The following is a 15,657-nucleotide window of genomic DNA, read 5'->3' as shown; positions in this document are numbered from 1 at the left end:
GTGGAGGGCATTTCCGTTCAAAACCGGTGGCGGGCACGGAAAAGACCATGACGGATATCGACGCCATCATCATCGGAGCCGGGGTGATAGGGCTCGCGACAGCGCGTGAACTGGCGATGCGCGGCCTCTCCGTCATCATCCTCGAAAGCGGGAAGGAATTCGGCTCTGCCACCTCCTCCCGCAACAGCGAAGTCATCCACGCCGGGCTCTATTATCCGGCCGGAAGCCTCAAGGCCCGACTTTGCGTGGAGGGCAAGGAGCGGCTCTATGCCTTCTGTCAAAGCCACGGCGTTTCACATCGTCGTTGCGGCAAGCTCATCGTCGCTACGAGCGATGAAGAGACGGCCATGCTCACCACCCTGCGCGAAAAAGGCAAAGCTAACGGCTGCAACGACCTTGAGCTGATCGATGCGCAACAGGCGCCATTGCTCGAACCCGCGCTCGCCTGCGTCGCAGCCCTGATATCGCCCTCGACCGGTATCATCGACAGCCACGGCTATATGCTGGCGCTGCTTGGAGACGCGCAGGATCATGGCGCTGCCCTTGCCCTGAACGCACCCTTCGAAAAGGCAGAGGCGATGGGCAATGGTTTCCGAGTTCATGTCGGCGGAACGGAACCCACCAGCCTGACATGCCGGCTGCTCGTCAATTCCGCCGGGCTTGTTGCACCCATGGTGGCAAGAAAGATCGAAGGATTGCCGGAGGACGGAATCCCGCAGGCGCGTTTCGCCAAGGGCAGCTATTTTTCGCTGGCCGGCAAGTCCCCGTTTTCACGGCTGATCTACCCAGCACCGCACACCCATGGCCTCGGCGTGCATCTCACGCTCGATCTCGCCGGCCAGGCCCGTTTCGGGCCGGATGTGGAGTGGGTGGACACCATCGACTATGCGGTCGATCCCCGCCGCATGGAGGGTTTCGGCGATGCGATACGGCGCTATTGGCCGGGCCTTCCCGACAACGCGCTGATCCCGGCCTATTCCGGTATCCGGCCGAAGATTTCCGGCCCGGACGCACCGGCCATGGACTTCCGCATCGACGGACCGGAAACCCACGGCCTTGCCGGCCTCGTCAACCTTTTCGGCATAGAAAGCCCCGGCCTCACCGCCTCGCTGGCGATTGCCGGCGAGGTCGCGGCACGGCTCGAGGCCTGACCTCAACCGAAACGAGAGAGCGCGCCGGCCATGATCTCCGGATCGACATTGCCGCCGGAAGCGACCGCGATCACCGTTTCGCTTTCCAGTTCATCACCGTGGAAGAGGGCCGCCGCCAGCGCCACCGCACCACCGGGTTCGACAACGATCTTCAGCCGGTTAAAGGCGAGAACCATAGCACGCAGCGCTTCCTCCTCGGTCACGGCAATGCCTTTTCCGCAGAGCCTGGCCATGATGGGGAAAGTAATGTTGCCCGGCTGCGGCGTGACGATCGCGTCGCAGATCGAGCCCGAGGTCGTGGCGTTACGCTCGATCTTACCCGCAGCAAGGGAGCGCGCCACATCGTCGAACCGCTCCGGTTCCGACGTCCTGACCTTGTAGTTCGGCGCTTTTGCTGCGAGTGCCAGGGAGATGCCGGAGGTGAGGCCGCCACCACCGCAGGGCACCAGAACCTCGGCCGCACCGATGCCCAACTCCGCGCCCTGTTCGGCAATCTCCAGCCCCACTGTCCCCTGCCCGACGATGACCAGCGGTTCGTCATAGGGCCTGATCAGCGTCAGCCCACGCTCGCGAGAAATGCGATCTCCGATGGCGTCGCGATCTTCGTTCGCACGGTCATAGAGCACTACCTCCGCGCCATACGCGCGGGTATTGTCGATTTTGATCTTCGGCGCATCCGACGGCATGATGATGACGGCGGGAACATTGTGCAGCCGGGCGGCAAGCGCCACGCCCTGCGCATGGTTGCCGGAGGAAAAGGCGATCACGCCCTTGGCGCGCACCTCCGCCGGAAGGCCGGAGACGGCCGACCAGCCGCCGCGAAACTTGAAGGAACCCGTTCTCTGGAGGCATTCAGCCTTCACGAACAGCTTTCGCCCGGCAATTTCGTCCAGAAAAGGCGATGAAAGAAGCGGTGTGCGAACCGCATGGTTGCCGATGCGCCCACGCGCGGCTTCTATCATCGAAATATCTGTCATGTCGTGCCCCTGTGATGCGGATTTGCGGGTACATTAAGAGGTTGCAATCAATTGCGAAACCGCCCAGAAAAGAAAAATCCCCGGACGTGGCCGGGGATTTGTGTCCTATGCGCTCAATGATTATGCCGGGGCATCTTTTCGGCGATCCGGCGGAAATCCGCAGCCCCTTCCAGAACCGCGCCATCCGAAAGCTGCGTTACCGACTGGCGGTAAATGCGCTGCCATGGCGTCGCATCGGCAGGAACGGCGGGAATGCCATCAGCCTTGCGGGCGGCAAGCTCCTCATCCGGCACCAGCGCATTGCACTCGCCCTCATTGAAATCGATGCGGATCATATCCCCCGTACGAAGCCATGCCAGCCCACCGCCGGCAGCACTTTCCGGCGAGGCGTTGAGGATGGACGGGCTGTCCGCCGTTCCCGACTGCCGGCCGTCACCGATCGTCGGCAGGCTGGTGATGCCCTTTTTCAAAAGCGCATCCGGCGGCTGCATGTTGACGACCTCAGCCGAACCCGGCCAGCCGAGTGGCCCCGCACCGCGAATGACGAGAATGGTGCGCTCATCGATATCGAGAGACGGATCGTTGATACGGGCGTGATAGTCTTCCGAACCATCGAACACCACGCATTTGCCCTCGAAAATGCCCTCGCGGCCCGGTTCGCTCAGATAACGCTGGCGGAATTCCGCCGAAATCACGCTCGTCTTCATGATGGCGAAATCGAACAGATTGCCCTTGAGGACGAGGAAACCGGCCCGTTCCTTGAGCGGCTTGTCATAAGGCAGGATCACATCGCGGTCGGTGGATTCCCGACCCTCCAGATTTTCCGCCATGGTCTTGCCGGTTACGGTCGGACAGTTTCCGTCGAGCTTGCCCGCCTTGAGAAGCTCCCACATGATGGCGGGCGTGCCACCGGCGCGGTGATATTTCTCACCCAGCCATTTGCCAGCCGGCTGGACATTGGCGATGAGCGGAATGTCGTAACCGTGGACCTGCCAGTCCTCCTCGCGAAGCTCGACGCCCGCATGTTTGGCCATCGCCGCCAGATGCGGCTGAGCATTGGTGGAACCGCCAATCGCCGAATTGACGCGGATCGCGTTCAAAAACGCCTCGCGCGTCATGATGTCGGAAGGCTTGATATTTTCGACAACCAGCTCGACGGCGCGGCGACCGGTGCGATAGGCCATCTGGCCGCGTTCGCGGTAAGCGGCAGGGATCGCGCCGCAGCCGGTGAGCGACATGCCGAGCGCCTCCGCCATGGCGTTCATGGTCGATGCTGTGCCCATGGTGTTGCAATGGCCGACGGAAGGCGCAGATTCCAGCGCCGCCTGCAAGAATTCCTCGCTGGTGATTTCGCCAGCACCGTATTTACGGCGCATGCGCCAGATGACCGTGCCGGAACCGACCAGATCACCATCATGGTAACCGTCGAGCATCGGCCCGCCGGAAAGTACGATGGCCGGAATATCGACCGTGCTTGCCGCCATCAATGCCGAAGGCGTGGTCTTGTCGCAACCCGTGGTCAGAACGACGCCGTCGAGCGGATAACCGTAAAGCACTTCCACAAGGCTGAGATAAGCGAGATTGCGGTCAAGCGCCGCCGTCGGGCGCTTGCAGTTTTCGAACATCGGATGGGTCGGAAACTCGATGGGAATACCGCCCGCATCGCGAATACCGTCCCGCACCCGCTTGACGAGTTCCACATGGACACGGTTACAGGGCGTCAGGTCGCTGCCGCTCTGGGCGATGCCGATGACCGGCTTGCCGGAACGCAGTTCTTCCGGCGTCACGCCGTAATTCATGAAGCGCTCCAGATAGAGCGCCGTCATGTCGAGATGGTCGGGATTGTCGAACCAGTCCTGCGACCGCAGGCGGCGCATCGGTGTCTTCTCGTCACTCATGAACCTGCCTCAGCCCTGTTCCCGGTTATTCAGTTTTTCGAGGTAAAGCAGGATGCCGCTATGGTCGATATCGGCACCACCGTCACCGACGAAGTCGTCAAATTCCCGCGTCACCTGCTGCGTAAGCGGCAGATTGAGAGACAGATCCTTCGCCGTCGCCAGCACGCCGTTCAGATCCTTGAGCTGGAACTTGGAGGGACCGCCAGGTACGAAATTGCGCTTCACCATGCGGTCGCCATGCAGTTCCAGGATCCGGCTTTCGGCAAAACCGCCGCGTATGGCGTTGCGGAACCCTTCACGCGATGCACCACCCGCCTCCACCAGCATCATCGCCTCGGCAACCGCGCCGATGGTGATGGCGACGATCTGTTGATTGGCAAGCTTGCAGAGTTGGCCAGCACCCGAGGGACCGACATAGGTGAGCCGGCCCATCGGTGCGAAAACATCGGCAAGACCCGCGATCAGCGCCTCATCGCCACCCGCCATGATCGCAAGCGTACCGGCCGTCGCGCCCGGCACACCGCCGGAAACCGGCGCGTCGACATGATGAATGCCGAGCGCCTGAAGCCGGGAGGAATGTTCCCGCGCAATCGGCGGGGCAATCGAGCTGCTATCGATCACGACCGCACCCTTTTTCAGTGCTTCGGCCACTCCGGCCGCAAACAGCACCTCGCCCACAGCCTTGCCGTCGCTCAGCATGGTGATGACGATATCGGCGCCTTTGGCGGCCTCCGCCGGCGATGCCGCGACGACCGCGCCATCGGTCACAAGAGCCTCGGCCTTATCGACGCTGCGGTTCCAGACGGTCACCGAAAAGCCAGCCCCCAGCAGACGCCGGGCCATCGGCCCGCCCATCAGACCTGTGCCGATAAAGGCGACAGACCGCTTCTTCTCCTCCCCGCCAACACTCATTTCAGTGAACCTCCCAGTTCGTCCTCGATATGAACCTGAATGATCTCTTCGAAGGAGCTTTCAGCCGTAAAGCCCAGTTCGCGGGCGCGCTTGGCTTCGAAACCGGGGGCCCAGCCTTCGCACATGCGCATGATCATCTCGTTCGGCTCGCGGCGAATGAGGGCGACGGCCTTTTCGCCCGCGACCTTGCGCAGCGCTTCGATCTGCTCGCCGACGGTGGCGCTGAGGCCGGGCATCGACAGATTGCGGCGCGGACCGACCTTTTCGACGTCAATCGTTGCCCCATGGATCAGGAAACCGACGGCGGAACGCGGCGAAGCGTGCCAGTGGCGAATGCTTTCCGGCACCGGCAGAACCGCTTCCTGGCCGACCAGCGGCTCGCGCAGGATATTGGAGAAGAAGCCGGAAGCGGCCGCATTCGGCTTGCCGGGACGAATGCAGATGGTCGGCAGACGAATGCCGATGCCGTCAAAGAAACCGCGACGGCTGTAATCGGACAGCAGCAATTCGCAGATCGCCTTTTGCGTACCATAGCTGGTCAGCGGCGTGGTGTGGAATTCATCCGGGATCGGATAGGGAAGCGGTGCACCGAAAACGGCGATGGACGAGGTGAAGACCACGCGCGGCTTATAACCATCCTTGCCATTGGCGATGCGGATGGCATCGAAGAGATAACGCGTACCGTCGAGGTTGATGCGGTAGCCCTTGTCAAAATCGAGCTCGGCTTCACCGGAGACGATGGCGGCGAGGTGAAAAATGGCATCTGGGCGGGCTTCAACCAGCTTTTCGGCCTCACCCGGCGCGGAGAGATCGGCGGCACGCGCATCGACCGCACCGGAAAAACCGGCAGGCGCTTCGGGCTGGAACACGTCGATAAGCGTGAACTTTTCGATTGGCTTGCCGCCAAGCGATCCGTCCTTGACGAGACGCTGAGTCAGCTTGCGGCCCACCATGCCTGCGGCGCCGATGATTGCGATATGCATGTTTTCCTCCTCTTTGTCCCGGCCATTCTCCCGGGACCGAAAAAACATCATCGGCCAGTCGACCGATAAATTAGCTTGTAAGGTTGTCTGATAACCTTATATGATCGGATTGAAAATAGTATTTTTTCACAAACCGGCAAAAGCAAGGGCGAGAGAGCCCTGTCCGGAAATTTAGGGCGGATTGGACGGAGAGGGTGGAATGACGATCGTGAGCGAAACCGATATCGGGGAATTGCGGTTCTCGTTGAAGAACAGGCTCGGCGAGGCTTTGATGCTGACATCGCAGGAAGACATGCTGCGCTATTGCCGCGACTGGCACGGCGATGTCACCAGCTCGGCCGTCGCCGTCATCCGCCCCCGCTCGACCAAGGAAGTCTCCGACACCGTTCGCGCCTGCGCGGAACTGGGCCTTGCCATCATCCCCCAGGGCGGTAATACCGGACTGGTGCTCGGCGGCATTCCCGATGCCCCCAAGCATCAGGTCGTATTGAGCCTGGAGCGCATGAATGCCATCCGCACCATCGATAGCGACGATTTTTCCGCCGTTGTGGAAGCCGGCTGCATTCTGTCGGAATTCAAGGATGCGGTTCAGGACAAAGGCATGTTTTTCCCGCTGTCGCTCGGCGCACAGGGCAGCTGCCGCATCGGCGGCAACGTCTCCACCAATGCCGGCGGCATCAATGTCCTGCGCTACGGCATGACCCGCGAACTGGTGCTGGGTCTCGAAGTCGTATTGCCGGACGGCACCATCTGGAACGGGCTGTCGACGCTGCGCAAGGACAATCGCGGCATCGATCTGAAGCAGCTCTTCATCGGCGCCGAAGGAACGCTCGGCATCATCACCGCGGTTGCCGTCAAGCTTTATCCCAATCCCGAACATGTCGAGACGGCGCTGCTCGGCCTCAATTCGCTTGACGATGCCATCAAGCTTTACCGCCGCGCCCGTCGCGAATGCTGCGACCTGATGTCCGCCTTCGAATTCATGCCGCCTGTCGCCTTCACACTTGCAATTGAAGCAATTCCCGATCTCAAGATGCCCATCGCCGGCGATTATCCTGCCTATGTGCTGATGGAAATTTCCGGCTCGGGGTTGGTCGATACCGCTGACCTGATGGGACGCTTCCTTGAGGGCGTGATGGAAGACGGGCTGGTGCTGGACGGCGTGATCGCTTCTTCACGGGCACAGGCCCAATCGCTCTGGCTGTTCCGCGAAGGCATGAACGAGGGCCAGGCGCTGCGCGGCGCGCATATGCGCACCGACATTTCCGTACCTTTGTCGAAACTCGCAGCCTTCGTGGCTGAAGCCGAGGCGGAACTTGCGGAAAAACTGCCGGAATGCCTGGCAGTTTCCTACGGCCATGTCGGAGACGGCAATGTCCATCTCAACGTGCTGCCGCCCGACGGCACAACACCCGAAGAGCGTGACGCCTTCATCTACAAGTCCAAGACACTCGTGAACGAGGTCCTCGACCGCTACGTCGGCAGCATCAGCGCCGAGCACGGCATTGGTCGCCTGAAACGCTCCGATTTCGAAAGCCGGCTATCCGACGTGCAGCGCCGGATGATCACCGGCCTGAAAAATACCTTCGACCCTGATTTGCGGATGAATCCTGGTTGCCAGATAACCCTGCAACCGGATAGCTAATCGAGGAATGGCAAAGGCGGCTGAAAACGCCGCCTTTGAAAACCCCGCTGACGGCGAAGGAGGAAGTCGCCTGCCGCGGGAAAACGAACCAATCGTTTCTGTGGAACGGGAGCAACCATGACGCTGGAGTTCAATCAGATACATCGCAACGATCATCTGCCCGGCCGTATCGCCGCGGAGATTGCGCGCGAAATCAATGATTCGAAGCTCGGACCGGGTGACAGGCTGCCGACCGAACATGTTCTGGCAAAAACCTTCGGGGTCAGCCGTTCGGTCATCCGCGAAGCGATTGCACAATTGCGCAACGAAGGCTTTGTCGAAACTCGGCAGGGCGTGGGCGCATTCGTCACCGATCCCCGGCAAAGACTGTCCATCCGCATCGAGCGGTCGCGGCTAAACGACCCGGAAAATTTCCGCGATCTTTTCCAGCTCCGCATGCCGCTGGAAATAGAGGCGGCGGGGCTTGCCGCATTGCACCGCAGCCCGCAGCAGCTGACGCGGCTGGCGGCAGCCTTGGAAAAGATGAAAACCGCCGATGATTGGTCGACGGAAGGCGTTGCCGCCGATCTCGACTTCCACCGCATTCTGGCGGAAGCGACTGAGAACGAATATTTCCTGATGTTCCTCGGCTTCATCGCGGAACGCATCAGCTCCGCCATCAACATCGCTTTCTCCCGCGCGGTTTTTGGTGAAATTCTCGAGGTGACGATTGCCGAACATGTGGCAATCTACGAAGCCGTCGAGAAGGCCGACGCCACTGCCGCCAAGAACGCCATGCGCAAGCACCTGATCGGCGCAGCCAGCCGGGTCAATCTCGAACTGGATATCTTCTGAGCAGCAATGTGGATGCCGGCAAAGCTATAGGACAGGTTTACGGCTTTGCGGGAATTGAGACGCGAAACACGATAATTTTGTCGGCAAGGCCGCTAGACTCGTAGCAAAAGTCATACTAAGAAGAATGGGATTAAGTTGTCAGACATCCAGACAATAAGACCGCAGGAGGCGGCCTGTCGGATGCTGAAGGGGAGGACTACATGACCGGTACAAGGTCCATCGACGCTACCGCAATTTTGCCTGAAGATTTCGAAAACGCGCTGCTCGTCGGCCGTGTCTGGTCGAAAAGCGAAGGCGGCCCCTGCCCCGTCCTGCTGAAGGGCGGCGTGCTTTATGACCTCACGTCGATTTCCCCCACCATGTCCGAACTTCTGGAGAAGGCGGATCTGGTGGAGCGGCTCGCCGACACCAGCACTTTCGTCGCACTCGGCGCACTGGAAGCTTTTCTGGACGGTTCCGCCGGCGAACTTCTTGCTCCCAACGACATTCAGGCCGTCAAGGCCGCCGGCGTCACCTTCGCCGACAGCATGCTGGAACGCGTGATCGAAGAGCAGGCCAAGGGCGATCCGCTGCGTGCGCAGGAAATTCGCGGACGGCTGGCACCGGTTCTCGGTGACAATCTCAAGGGACTTGAGGCCGGCTCCGAAAAAGCTGCCGAAGTGAAGAAACTGCTCCAGGAAATGGGCCTCTGGTCGCAATATCTGGAAGTCGGCATCGGCCCGGATGCGGAGATATTCTCCAAGGCGCAGGCCATGGCTTCCGTCGGCTGCGGCGCGCTGATCGGCGTTCACCCGAAATCGCAGTGGAACAACCCGGAGCCGGAAGTGGTGCTTGCCATCACCTCCGACGGCCGCATCGTTGGTGCAACGCTCGGCAACGACGTCAACCTGCGCGACTTTGAAGGCCGCTCTGCACTCTTGCTCAGCAAGGCGAAGGACAACAACGCTTCCTGCGCCATTGGTCCTTTCATCCGCCTGTTCGACGGCAACTTCACTATTGAAGATGTGAAGAAGTCACAGATATCGCTTCTGGTCGAGGGCGAAGACGGTTTCACCATGACGGGCGTCAGCCCCATGGAGGCGATCAGCCGCACGCCCGAAAACCTCGCTTCACAGCTCTTGAACCGCAACCATCAATATCCTGACGGTGCCGTCTTTTTCCTTGGCACGATGTTCGCGCCGGTGAAGGATCGTCATGGCCCAGGCCTCGGTTTCACCCATTCAAAGGGCGACCGCGTCGAAATCTCCACGCCCAAGCTCGGTAAGCTGATCAATTGGGTCACCACGACCGACGAATGCCCGGAATGGACATTCGGCACCACGGCCCTGATGCGCAACCTGGCGAAACGAGGGCTGCTCTAGATATTTCTTCGGGAGGGGAAAATGCAAAAGACCATCAATCTCTTTTACCGGATTCTCGAAATCATTCTCGTCCTGCTGCTCGCCGGCATGTCGATCATGGTCTTCGTCAACGTCGTCATGCGTTATACGATGAACTCCGGCATCAACGTCTCGGAAGAACTGTCGCGTTACTTCTTCGTGTGGCTGACCTTCATCGGCGCCGTGTTGACCTTCCGTGAGAACAGCCACATGGGCATCGAAACGCTCGTGATGTTCCTGTCCCGTCGCGCCCGCATCGTCTGCATGATCGTGTCGAACATCATCATTCTGGCCTGTTCCGCCATCTTCTTCTGGGGTACCTGGAAGCAGTCCGGCATCAATGCCAGCATGCATGCGCCCGTCACCAAGCTTTCGATGATCTGGGTCTATGGCGTCGGCATGTTCACCGGCGGCCTGATGTTCATCATCGCACTGGAACGCCTGTACCGTTACTTGACGGGCGGCGTGACAGAAGACGAAATCGCCCAGTTCGCGGGCGAGAATCTGACGATCGAACAGCTTTCGGAGCGCTGATACCATGACACTTCTCGTTTTTGTCGGCTCTCTGCTGGGAGCCATGGCGATTGGCGTTCCCGTCGCGTTCTCGCTGATGTTCTGCGGCGTCGTGCTCATGTGGTACATGGGCATGTTCAACACCGCCATCATTGCCCAGAACATGATCTCGGGCGCGGACACCTTCACCCTGCTTGCCATCCCCTTCTTCATTCTGGCCGGCGAACTGATGAATTCCGGCGGTCTGTCCCGCCGCATCATCGACTTTGCAATCGCACTCGTCGGTCATATCCGTGGCGGTCTCGGCATCGTGGCCATCGTTGCAGCCATCATCATGGCCAGCATTTCCGGTTCGGCCGCAGCCGATACCGCAGCCCTCGCCGCAATCCTCATCCCGATGATGGCAAAGGCCGGTTACAATATTCCCCGCTCCGGCGGCCTCATCGCCGCAGGCGGCATCATCGCCCCGGTCATTCCGCCATCCATGGCCTTCATCGTCTTCGGTGTTGCCGCCAACGTCTCGATCACCCAGCTTTTCCTTGCGGGTATCGTTCCCGGCATTCTGATGGGTGCATCGCTCATCATCGCCTGGCTGATCGTGGTCCGTAAGGATAACGTCAAGCCGCTGCCGAAGACCTCCGCCAAGGAACGTCTGACCGCCACTGCTCGCGCCGGCTGGGCGCTCGGCATGCCTGTCATCATTCTCGGCGGCATCAAGGCCGGCATCATGACGCCGACGGAAGCTGCCGTCGTTGCCGCTGTCTACGCGCTTTTCGTCGGTATGGTGATCTACCGCGAACTGAAACCGGCGGATCTGTTCCACGTGCTTCTGCGCGCCGCCAAGAGCACGTCCATCATCATGTTCCTGGTTTGCGCGGCACTTGTCTCCGCATGGCTCATCACGGCAGCGAACATTCCGAACGAAGTCGCAGGCTATATCGAGCCGCTGATCGACCGCCCGATGCTTCTGATGGCCGCAATGATGGTGCTTGTCTTCATTGTCGGAACCGCACTCGACCTCACGCCGACCATCCTGATCCTGACGCCTGTTCTGATGCCTATCGTCAAACAGGCGGGCATCGACCCGGTCTATTTCGGTGTTCTCTTCATCATCAACAACGCCATCGGCCTGATTACCCCTCCGGTTGGCGTGGTGCTGAACGTCGTCAGCGGCGTCGGCCGCATCCCGCTCGGCAAGGTCACGGTCGGCGTCTGGCCGTTCCTCGTTGCCGAAACCATCGTCCTGGCGCTGCTGGTGATTTTCCCGGACATCGTCCTCGTACCGCTGCAGTATCTCCGTTAATTCAACCTGCTTCTCGCAAACAATCCAAGGGAGGATATTATGAGAAAGCTTCTTCTGACCACTACGGCCATCGCTTTCGCAGTTGGCGCCGCCGCTCCGGCAATGGCCGAATTCAACAGCCGTAACATCCGCGTTTCGAACGGCATCAACCAGGATCATCCGGTCGGCAACGGCATCAAGGCCATGCAGGCCTGCCTTGACGACAAGTCCGGTGGCAAGCTGAAGCTGACGGCATTCTGGGGCGGCGCTCTCGGCGGTGACCTTCAGGCAACACAGGCCCTGCGCTCCGGCGTTCAGGAAGCGGTCGTGACGTCCTCGTCGCCGCTCGTCGGTCTCATCCCGTCGCTCGGCGTCTTCGACCTGCCGTTCCTCTTCGCCAACGCCAAGGAAGCCGATGCCGTCATGGACGGCGCCTTCGGCGACATGATGAACAAGAAGCTGGAAGAACAGGGCCTCGTAAACCTGGCCTACTGGGAAAACGGCTTCCGCAACCTGTCGAACTCCAAGCACGCCGTGAACAAGTGGGAAGACTTCTCGGGCCTCAAGGTTCGCGTGATGCAGAACAACATCTTCCTCGACACCTTCCAGAACCTCGGCGCCAATGCAACCCCGATGGCCTTCGGCGAAGTCTTCTCGGCGCTGGAAACCAACGCGATCGACGCGCAGGAAAACCCCTATGTGACGATCGACACCTCGAAGTTCTACGAAGTGCAGAAATACATCACCGAGACGAACCACGCCTACACGCCGTTCCTCTTCCTCTTCTCCAAGCCGATCTTCGACAGCTACACGCCCGAAGAACAGGCCGCCCTGCGTGAATGCGCAATCGTCGGCCGCGACGAAGAGCGCAAGGTCATCCGCGAACTGAACCAGAAGTCGCTGGAGAAGATCAAGGCTGCCGGCCTCGAAGTGAATACGCTGTCTGCAGAAGAGCAGACCCGTATCCGCGAAAAGTCGATGGTCGTCTACGAAAAGCACAAGGCTGAAATCGGCGCAGACGTCGTCGACGCCGTTCTGGCGGACCTGAAGAAGATCCGCGGCCAGTAATCCTTACCGGATAGAATTAAAAACACCCGGAGGTTCCGCCTCCGGGTGTTTTTGTTTGTGAAAATCGCAGATGGAAAAAGGCTGCCGAAGCAGCCTTTCCAGAAGATCAGGACGCGGTGCGGTTCTGCCGGTTGGCGATAAGGTCTTCGACCACCGCTGGATCGGCGAGCGTCGACGTATCCCCCAGCGCACCAAAGTCGTCCTCGGCGATCTTGCGCAGGATGCGCCGCATGATCTTGCCGGAGCGCGTCTTAGGCAGGCCCGGCGCGAACTGGATCTTGTCAGGTGTCGCAACCGGCCCGATCTCGTTGCGCACGTGCTTCACCAGCTCCTCGCGCAGCGCATAGTCGCCATTCTGGCCCGCCATCAGCGTTACATAACAATAAATGCCCTGGCCCTTGATGGCATGCGGGTAACCCACCACAGCCGCTTCCGAAACGAGGTGATGCGACACCAGCGCCGATTCCACTTCGGCCGTGCCAAGGCGGTGACCGGAAACGTTCAGCACGTCATCGACGCGGCCGGTGATCCAGTAATAGCCGTCCTCGTCACGCCGGCAACCGTCGCCGGTGAAGTACTTGCCCTTGTAGGTCGAGAAATACGTATCGACAAAGCGCTGATGATCGCCATAGACGGAGCGCGACTGGCCCGGCCAGCTATCGATGATGCAGAGATTGCCGTCGGCCGGTCCTTCCAGCACATTGCCCTCGGCATCGACAAGCTGCGGCTGCACGCCGAAGAACGGCCTTGTGGCCGAACCGGGTTTCAGATCGGTCGCGCCCGGCAGCGGCGAAATGAGAATGCCGCCGGTTTCCGTCTGCCACCAGGTGTCGACGATCGGGCTCTTGTCCTCGCCGACCACATGGTAATACCACTCCCAGGCTTCCGGATTGATCGGCTCGCCGACCGTGCCGAGAAGCCGCAGGCTCTCGCGCGACGAGCGCTGGACGAACTGGTCGCCCGCCCCCATCAGCGATCTGAGCGCCGTCGGCGCGGTGTAGAAGATATTGACCTTGTGCTTGTCGATGACTTCCCAGAAGCGGCCCTGATCCGGGAAATTGGGAACGCCTTCGAACATCAGCGTCGTCGCGCAGTTCGCAAGCGGACCGTAGACGATATAGGAATGGCCGGTGACCCAGCCGACGTCGGCGGTACACCAGTAAACCTCGCCGTCCTTGTAGTCGAAGACATACTCGTGCGTCATCGACGTATAGACGAGGTAGCCGCCCGTGGTGTGCAACACGCCCTTCGGCTTGCCGGTGGAGCCTGAAGTGTAAAGAATGAACAGCGGGTCTTCCGCACGCATTTTCACCGGCGGGCAATCCGGCTTCACGGTGGCGATTTCCTGATGGTACCAGATATCGCGGCCGGGCGCCCAGCCGGTCTTTCCGCCGGTGCGGCGCACCACCAGAACCTTGTTGACGATGACATATTGTTTGGCGGCGATATCGATCGCCTTGTCGGTATTTTCCTTGAGCGGGATCGGCTTGCCGCCGCGCACGCCCTCATCGCAGGTGATGACGAAGGTGGACTGGCAATCGACGATGCGGCCCGCCAGCGCTTCCGGCGAGAACCCGCCGAACACGACGGAATGGATGGCGCCGATGCGGGCGCAGGCGAGCATCGCGTAAGCCGCCTCGGGTATCATCGGCATATAGATGGTGACGCGGTCGCCCTTCTTGACACCGTGCTTCTTCAGCACATTCGCCAGACGGCAGACATAGTCATAGAGCTGGTTATAGGTGATCTTCTTGTCGATATAGGGGTTGTCGCCTTCCCAGATGATCGCCGTGCGCTCGCCATGCGTCTTCAGGTGCCGGTCGATACAGTTATAGGAAACGTTCGTCAGGCCATCCTCGAACCACTTGATCGGCACCCTGCCCTTGAAGGACGTGTTCTTGACCTTGGTATAGGGCTTGAACCAGTCGATCCGCCGGCCGTGCTTGTCCCAGAACTTTTCCGGATCCTCGACGCTCTCCTGATACCATTTCTGGTAACGCTCATTGTCGATGAGCGTGCGGGCCTTCGCCGATTTGAGAACCGGGTAGATTTTGGCAGACATAAACTCCTCCTGGAACCGATATGGCTTCTGACGTGGCCCGAGACTCCCACCTCAGGCATGTGTTGAATTCATAGCAGTTCAAATCCGCACGGCAATTAGACAAAGGTCATTTGTTTCGCAAAGAATTGCAATTCTGATGCAATCCGGTTATAGAGCGGCAATATCCCGGAAATCAGTGGTTGATACCACGCCCGCGACACCGGCGCGGACGGACAGAAGGACTGTATCTATGGCTCAACAATTGCTCATGCCAAAGGCAACGGCTGTATGGCTGGTTGACAACACCGCGCTGTCGTTCGATCAGATCGCCACGTTCTGCAAACTGCATCCGCTCGAAGTCAAGGCGATTGCCGACGGTGAAGCCGCACAGGGCATCAAGGGTCTCGATCCGATTGCAACCGGACAGCTTTCCCGCGACGAGATCGCCCGCGCTGAAAGCAATCCCAACCACAAGCTCAAGCTTTCCGAGCCGAAGGTCCGCGTGCCGGAATCCAAGCGCCGCGGTCCGCGCTACACCCCGGTTTCCAAGCGTCAGGACCGTCCGAACGCCATTCTCTGGCTCGTTCGCAACCACCCGGAACTGAAGGATGCGCAGATTTCGCGTCTCGTCGGCACCACGAAGTCGACCATTGAGCAGATTCGTGACCGCACCCACTGGAACTCGGCAAACCTGACGCCGATGGACCCGGTCACACTCGGCCTCTGCAGCCAGATCGATCTCGACCTCGAGGTCGAACGCGCCTCGCGCGGCCGTCCGCTGCCGACCGCCGAAGAGCTGGACAACACACTGCAGCCGGCGACGGCAACGGAAGGTCTGGATTACAACTTCCAGCGCGAAGAAGACGAGCAGATCGACGCAGATGCGGTCTTCAAGAAGCTCAGCTCGCTGAAGTCTACGCAGAAGGACGAAGACGAGGACGATAACTACTGATCGGACGTCTTTTAGAGTTTGA

At 60.1% G+C, this 15,657-nt stretch carries 13 protein-coding genes; 8 read left to right on the top strand and 5 right to left on the bottom strand.

The window, feature by feature from the left end:
* Positions 1–47: 47 nt before the first annotated feature.
* Complete coding sequence (locus ACQZ40_RS03800) at positions 48–1,151, top strand: NAD(P)/FAD-dependent oxidoreductase (protein WP_448747427.1); 1,104 nt, start codon at positions 48–50, stop codon at positions 1,149–1,151.
* A 2-nt stretch (positions 1,152–1,153) separates the two neighbouring features.
* Here ACQZ40_RS03800 and ACQZ40_RS03795 read toward each other — a convergent pair whose 3' ends face one another.
* From ACQZ40_RS03795 to denD, 4 genes are all read right to left on the bottom strand, one after another.
* On the bottom strand, positions 1,154–2,128 hold the full coding sequence (locus tag ACQZ40_RS03795) for a threonine ammonia-lyase (RefSeq protein ID WP_448747426.1): 975 nt from the start codon (positions 2,126–2,128) through the stop codon (positions 1,154–1,156).
* A 113-nt stretch (positions 2,129–2,241) separates the two neighbouring features.
* Complete coding sequence (locus tag ACQZ40_RS03790) at positions 2,242–4,026, bottom strand: IlvD/Edd family dehydratase (RefSeq protein WP_448747425.1); 1,785 nt, start codon at positions 4,024–4,026, stop codon at positions 2,242–2,244.
* A gap of 9 nt (positions 4,027–4,035) precedes the next feature.
* The gene (locus ACQZ40_RS03785; RefSeq protein WP_448747424.1) at positions 4,036–4,938 is read right to left on the bottom strand and encodes an NAD(P)-dependent oxidoreductase; all 903 of its coding nucleotides are present in this window, start codon (positions 4,936–4,938) and stop codon (positions 4,036–4,038) included.
* Positions 4,935–5,921 (bottom strand): D-erythronate dehydrogenase, encoded by a 987-nt coding sequence (denD, locus tag ACQZ40_RS03780; RefSeq protein ID WP_080857107.1) that lies wholly within the window; start codon positions 5,919–5,921, stop codon positions 4,935–4,937. The genes ACQZ40_RS03785 and denD overlap by 4 nt, the downstream gene beginning before the upstream one ends.
* Before the next feature lie 199 nt (positions 5,922–6,120).
* Between denD and ACQZ40_RS03775 the strand changes: the two genes are divergently transcribed.
* The 6 genes from ACQZ40_RS03775 to ACQZ40_RS03750 all read left to right on the top strand — a co-directional run bounded on the left by ACQZ40_RS03775 (position 6,121) and on the right by ACQZ40_RS03750 (position 12,642).
* A complete protein-coding gene (locus ACQZ40_RS03775; RefSeq protein WP_448747423.1) occupies positions 6,121–7,566 on the top strand; it encodes an FAD-binding oxidoreductase in 1,446 nt (481 codons plus the stop codon).
* A 117-nt stretch (positions 7,567–7,683) separates the two neighbouring features.
* Entirely contained in the window at positions 7,684–8,400 is a 717-nt protein-coding gene (locus ACQZ40_RS03770; protein ID WP_003520305.1) for a FadR/GntR family transcriptional regulator, read from the top strand.
* A 200-nt stretch (positions 8,401–8,600) separates the two neighbouring features.
* Positions 8,601–9,761, top strand: coding sequence for a fumarylacetoacetate hydrolase family protein (locus tag ACQZ40_RS03765; RefSeq protein WP_448747422.1), 1,161 nt, complete (start codon positions 8,601–8,603; stop codon positions 9,759–9,761).
* Positions 9,762–9,782: 21 nt separating this feature from the next.
* Positions 9,783–10,313 carry a TRAP transporter small permease gene (locus ACQZ40_RS03760; protein WP_003520303.1) on the top strand — a complete coding sequence of 177 codons (531 nt, stop codon included), beginning with the start codon at positions 9,783–9,785 and terminating at the stop codon, positions 10,311–10,313.
* Between the two features lie 4 nt (positions 10,314–10,317).
* A complete protein-coding gene (locus ACQZ40_RS03755) occupies positions 10,318–11,595 on the top strand; it encodes a TRAP transporter large permease (protein ID WP_035265222.1) in 1,278 nt (425 codons plus the stop codon).
* A gap of 39 nt (positions 11,596–11,634) precedes the next feature.
* The gene (locus tag ACQZ40_RS03750; protein ID WP_065656889.1) at positions 11,635–12,642 is read left to right on the top strand and encodes a TRAP transporter substrate-binding protein; all 1,008 of its coding nucleotides are present in this window, start codon (positions 11,635–11,637) and stop codon (positions 12,640–12,642) included.
* Positions 12,643–12,748: 106 nt separating this feature from the next.
* On the opposite strand, the gene acs is transcribed toward ACQZ40_RS03750, so the two are convergent.
* Complete coding sequence (gene acs, locus ACQZ40_RS03745; protein WP_065656888.1) at positions 12,749–14,704, bottom strand: acetate--CoA ligase; 1,956 nt, start codon at positions 14,702–14,704, stop codon at positions 12,749–12,751.
* Positions 14,705–14,933: 229 nt separating this feature from the next.
* Between acs and ACQZ40_RS03740 the strand changes: the two genes are divergently transcribed.
* The gene (locus ACQZ40_RS03740) at positions 14,934–15,635 is read left to right on the top strand and encodes a DUF1013 domain-containing protein (RefSeq protein ID WP_065656887.1); all 702 of its coding nucleotides are present in this window, start codon (positions 14,934–14,936) and stop codon (positions 15,633–15,635) included.
* Positions 15,636–15,657: the final 22 nt, after the last annotated feature.

It is taken from the genome of Agrobacterium sp. 16-172Ci, assembly GCF_053522725.1.
Note: the sequence above shows the minus strand (reverse complement) of the source record. Positions and strands in the feature narration are given on the sequence as shown.

What these genes read in the sequence shown, in the direction of transcription:
- ACQZ40_RS03760 (WP_003520303.1), top strand. Translation starts at nt 9,783, where the DNA reads ATGCAAAAGACCATCAATCTCTTTTACCGGATTCTCGAAATCATTCTC.
- ACQZ40_RS03790 (WP_448747425.1), bottom strand. Translation starts at nt 4,026, where the DNA reads ATGAGTGACGAGAAGACACCGATGCGCCGCCTGCGGTCGCAGGACTGG.
- ACQZ40_RS03795 (WP_448747426.1), bottom strand. Translation starts at nt 2,128, where the DNA reads ATGACAGATATTTCGATGATAGAAGCCGCGCGTGGGCGCATCGGCAAC.
- denD (WP_080857107.1), bottom strand. Translation starts at nt 5,921, where the DNA reads ATGCATATCGCAATCATCGGCGCCGCAGGCATGGTGGGCCGCAAGCTG.
- ACQZ40_RS03785 (WP_448747424.1), bottom strand. Translation starts at nt 4,938, where the DNA reads ATGAGTGTTGGCGGGGAGGAGAAGAAGCGGTCTGTCGCCTTTATCGGC.
- ACQZ40_RS03765 (WP_448747422.1), top strand. Translation starts at nt 8,601, where the DNA reads ATGACCGGTACAAGGTCCATCGACGCTACCGCAATTTTGCCTGAAGAT.
- ACQZ40_RS03800 (WP_448747427.1), top strand. Translation starts at nt 48, where the DNA reads ATGACGGATATCGACGCCATCATCATCGGAGCCGGGGTGATAGGGCTC.
- ACQZ40_RS03740 (WP_065656887.1), top strand. Translation starts at nt 14,934, where the DNA reads ATGGCTCAACAATTGCTCATGCCAAAGGCAACGGCTGTATGGCTGGTT.
- ACQZ40_RS03750 (WP_065656889.1), top strand. Translation starts at nt 11,635, where the DNA reads ATGAGAAAGCTTCTTCTGACCACTACGGCCATCGCTTTCGCAGTTGGC.
- ACQZ40_RS03775 (WP_448747423.1), top strand. Translation starts at nt 6,121, where the DNA reads ATGACGATCGTGAGCGAAACCGATATCGGGGAATTGCGGTTCTCGTTG.
- acs (WP_065656888.1), bottom strand. Translation starts at nt 14,704, where the DNA reads ATGTCTGCCAAAATCTACCCGGTTCTCAAATCGGCGAAGGCCCGCACG.
- ACQZ40_RS03770 (WP_003520305.1), top strand. Translation starts at nt 7,684, where the DNA reads ATGACGCTGGAGTTCAATCAGATACATCGCAACGATCATCTGCCCGGC.
- ACQZ40_RS03755 (WP_035265222.1), top strand. Translation starts at nt 10,318, where the DNA reads ATGACACTTCTCGTTTTTGTCGGCTCTCTGCTGGGAGCCATGGCGATT.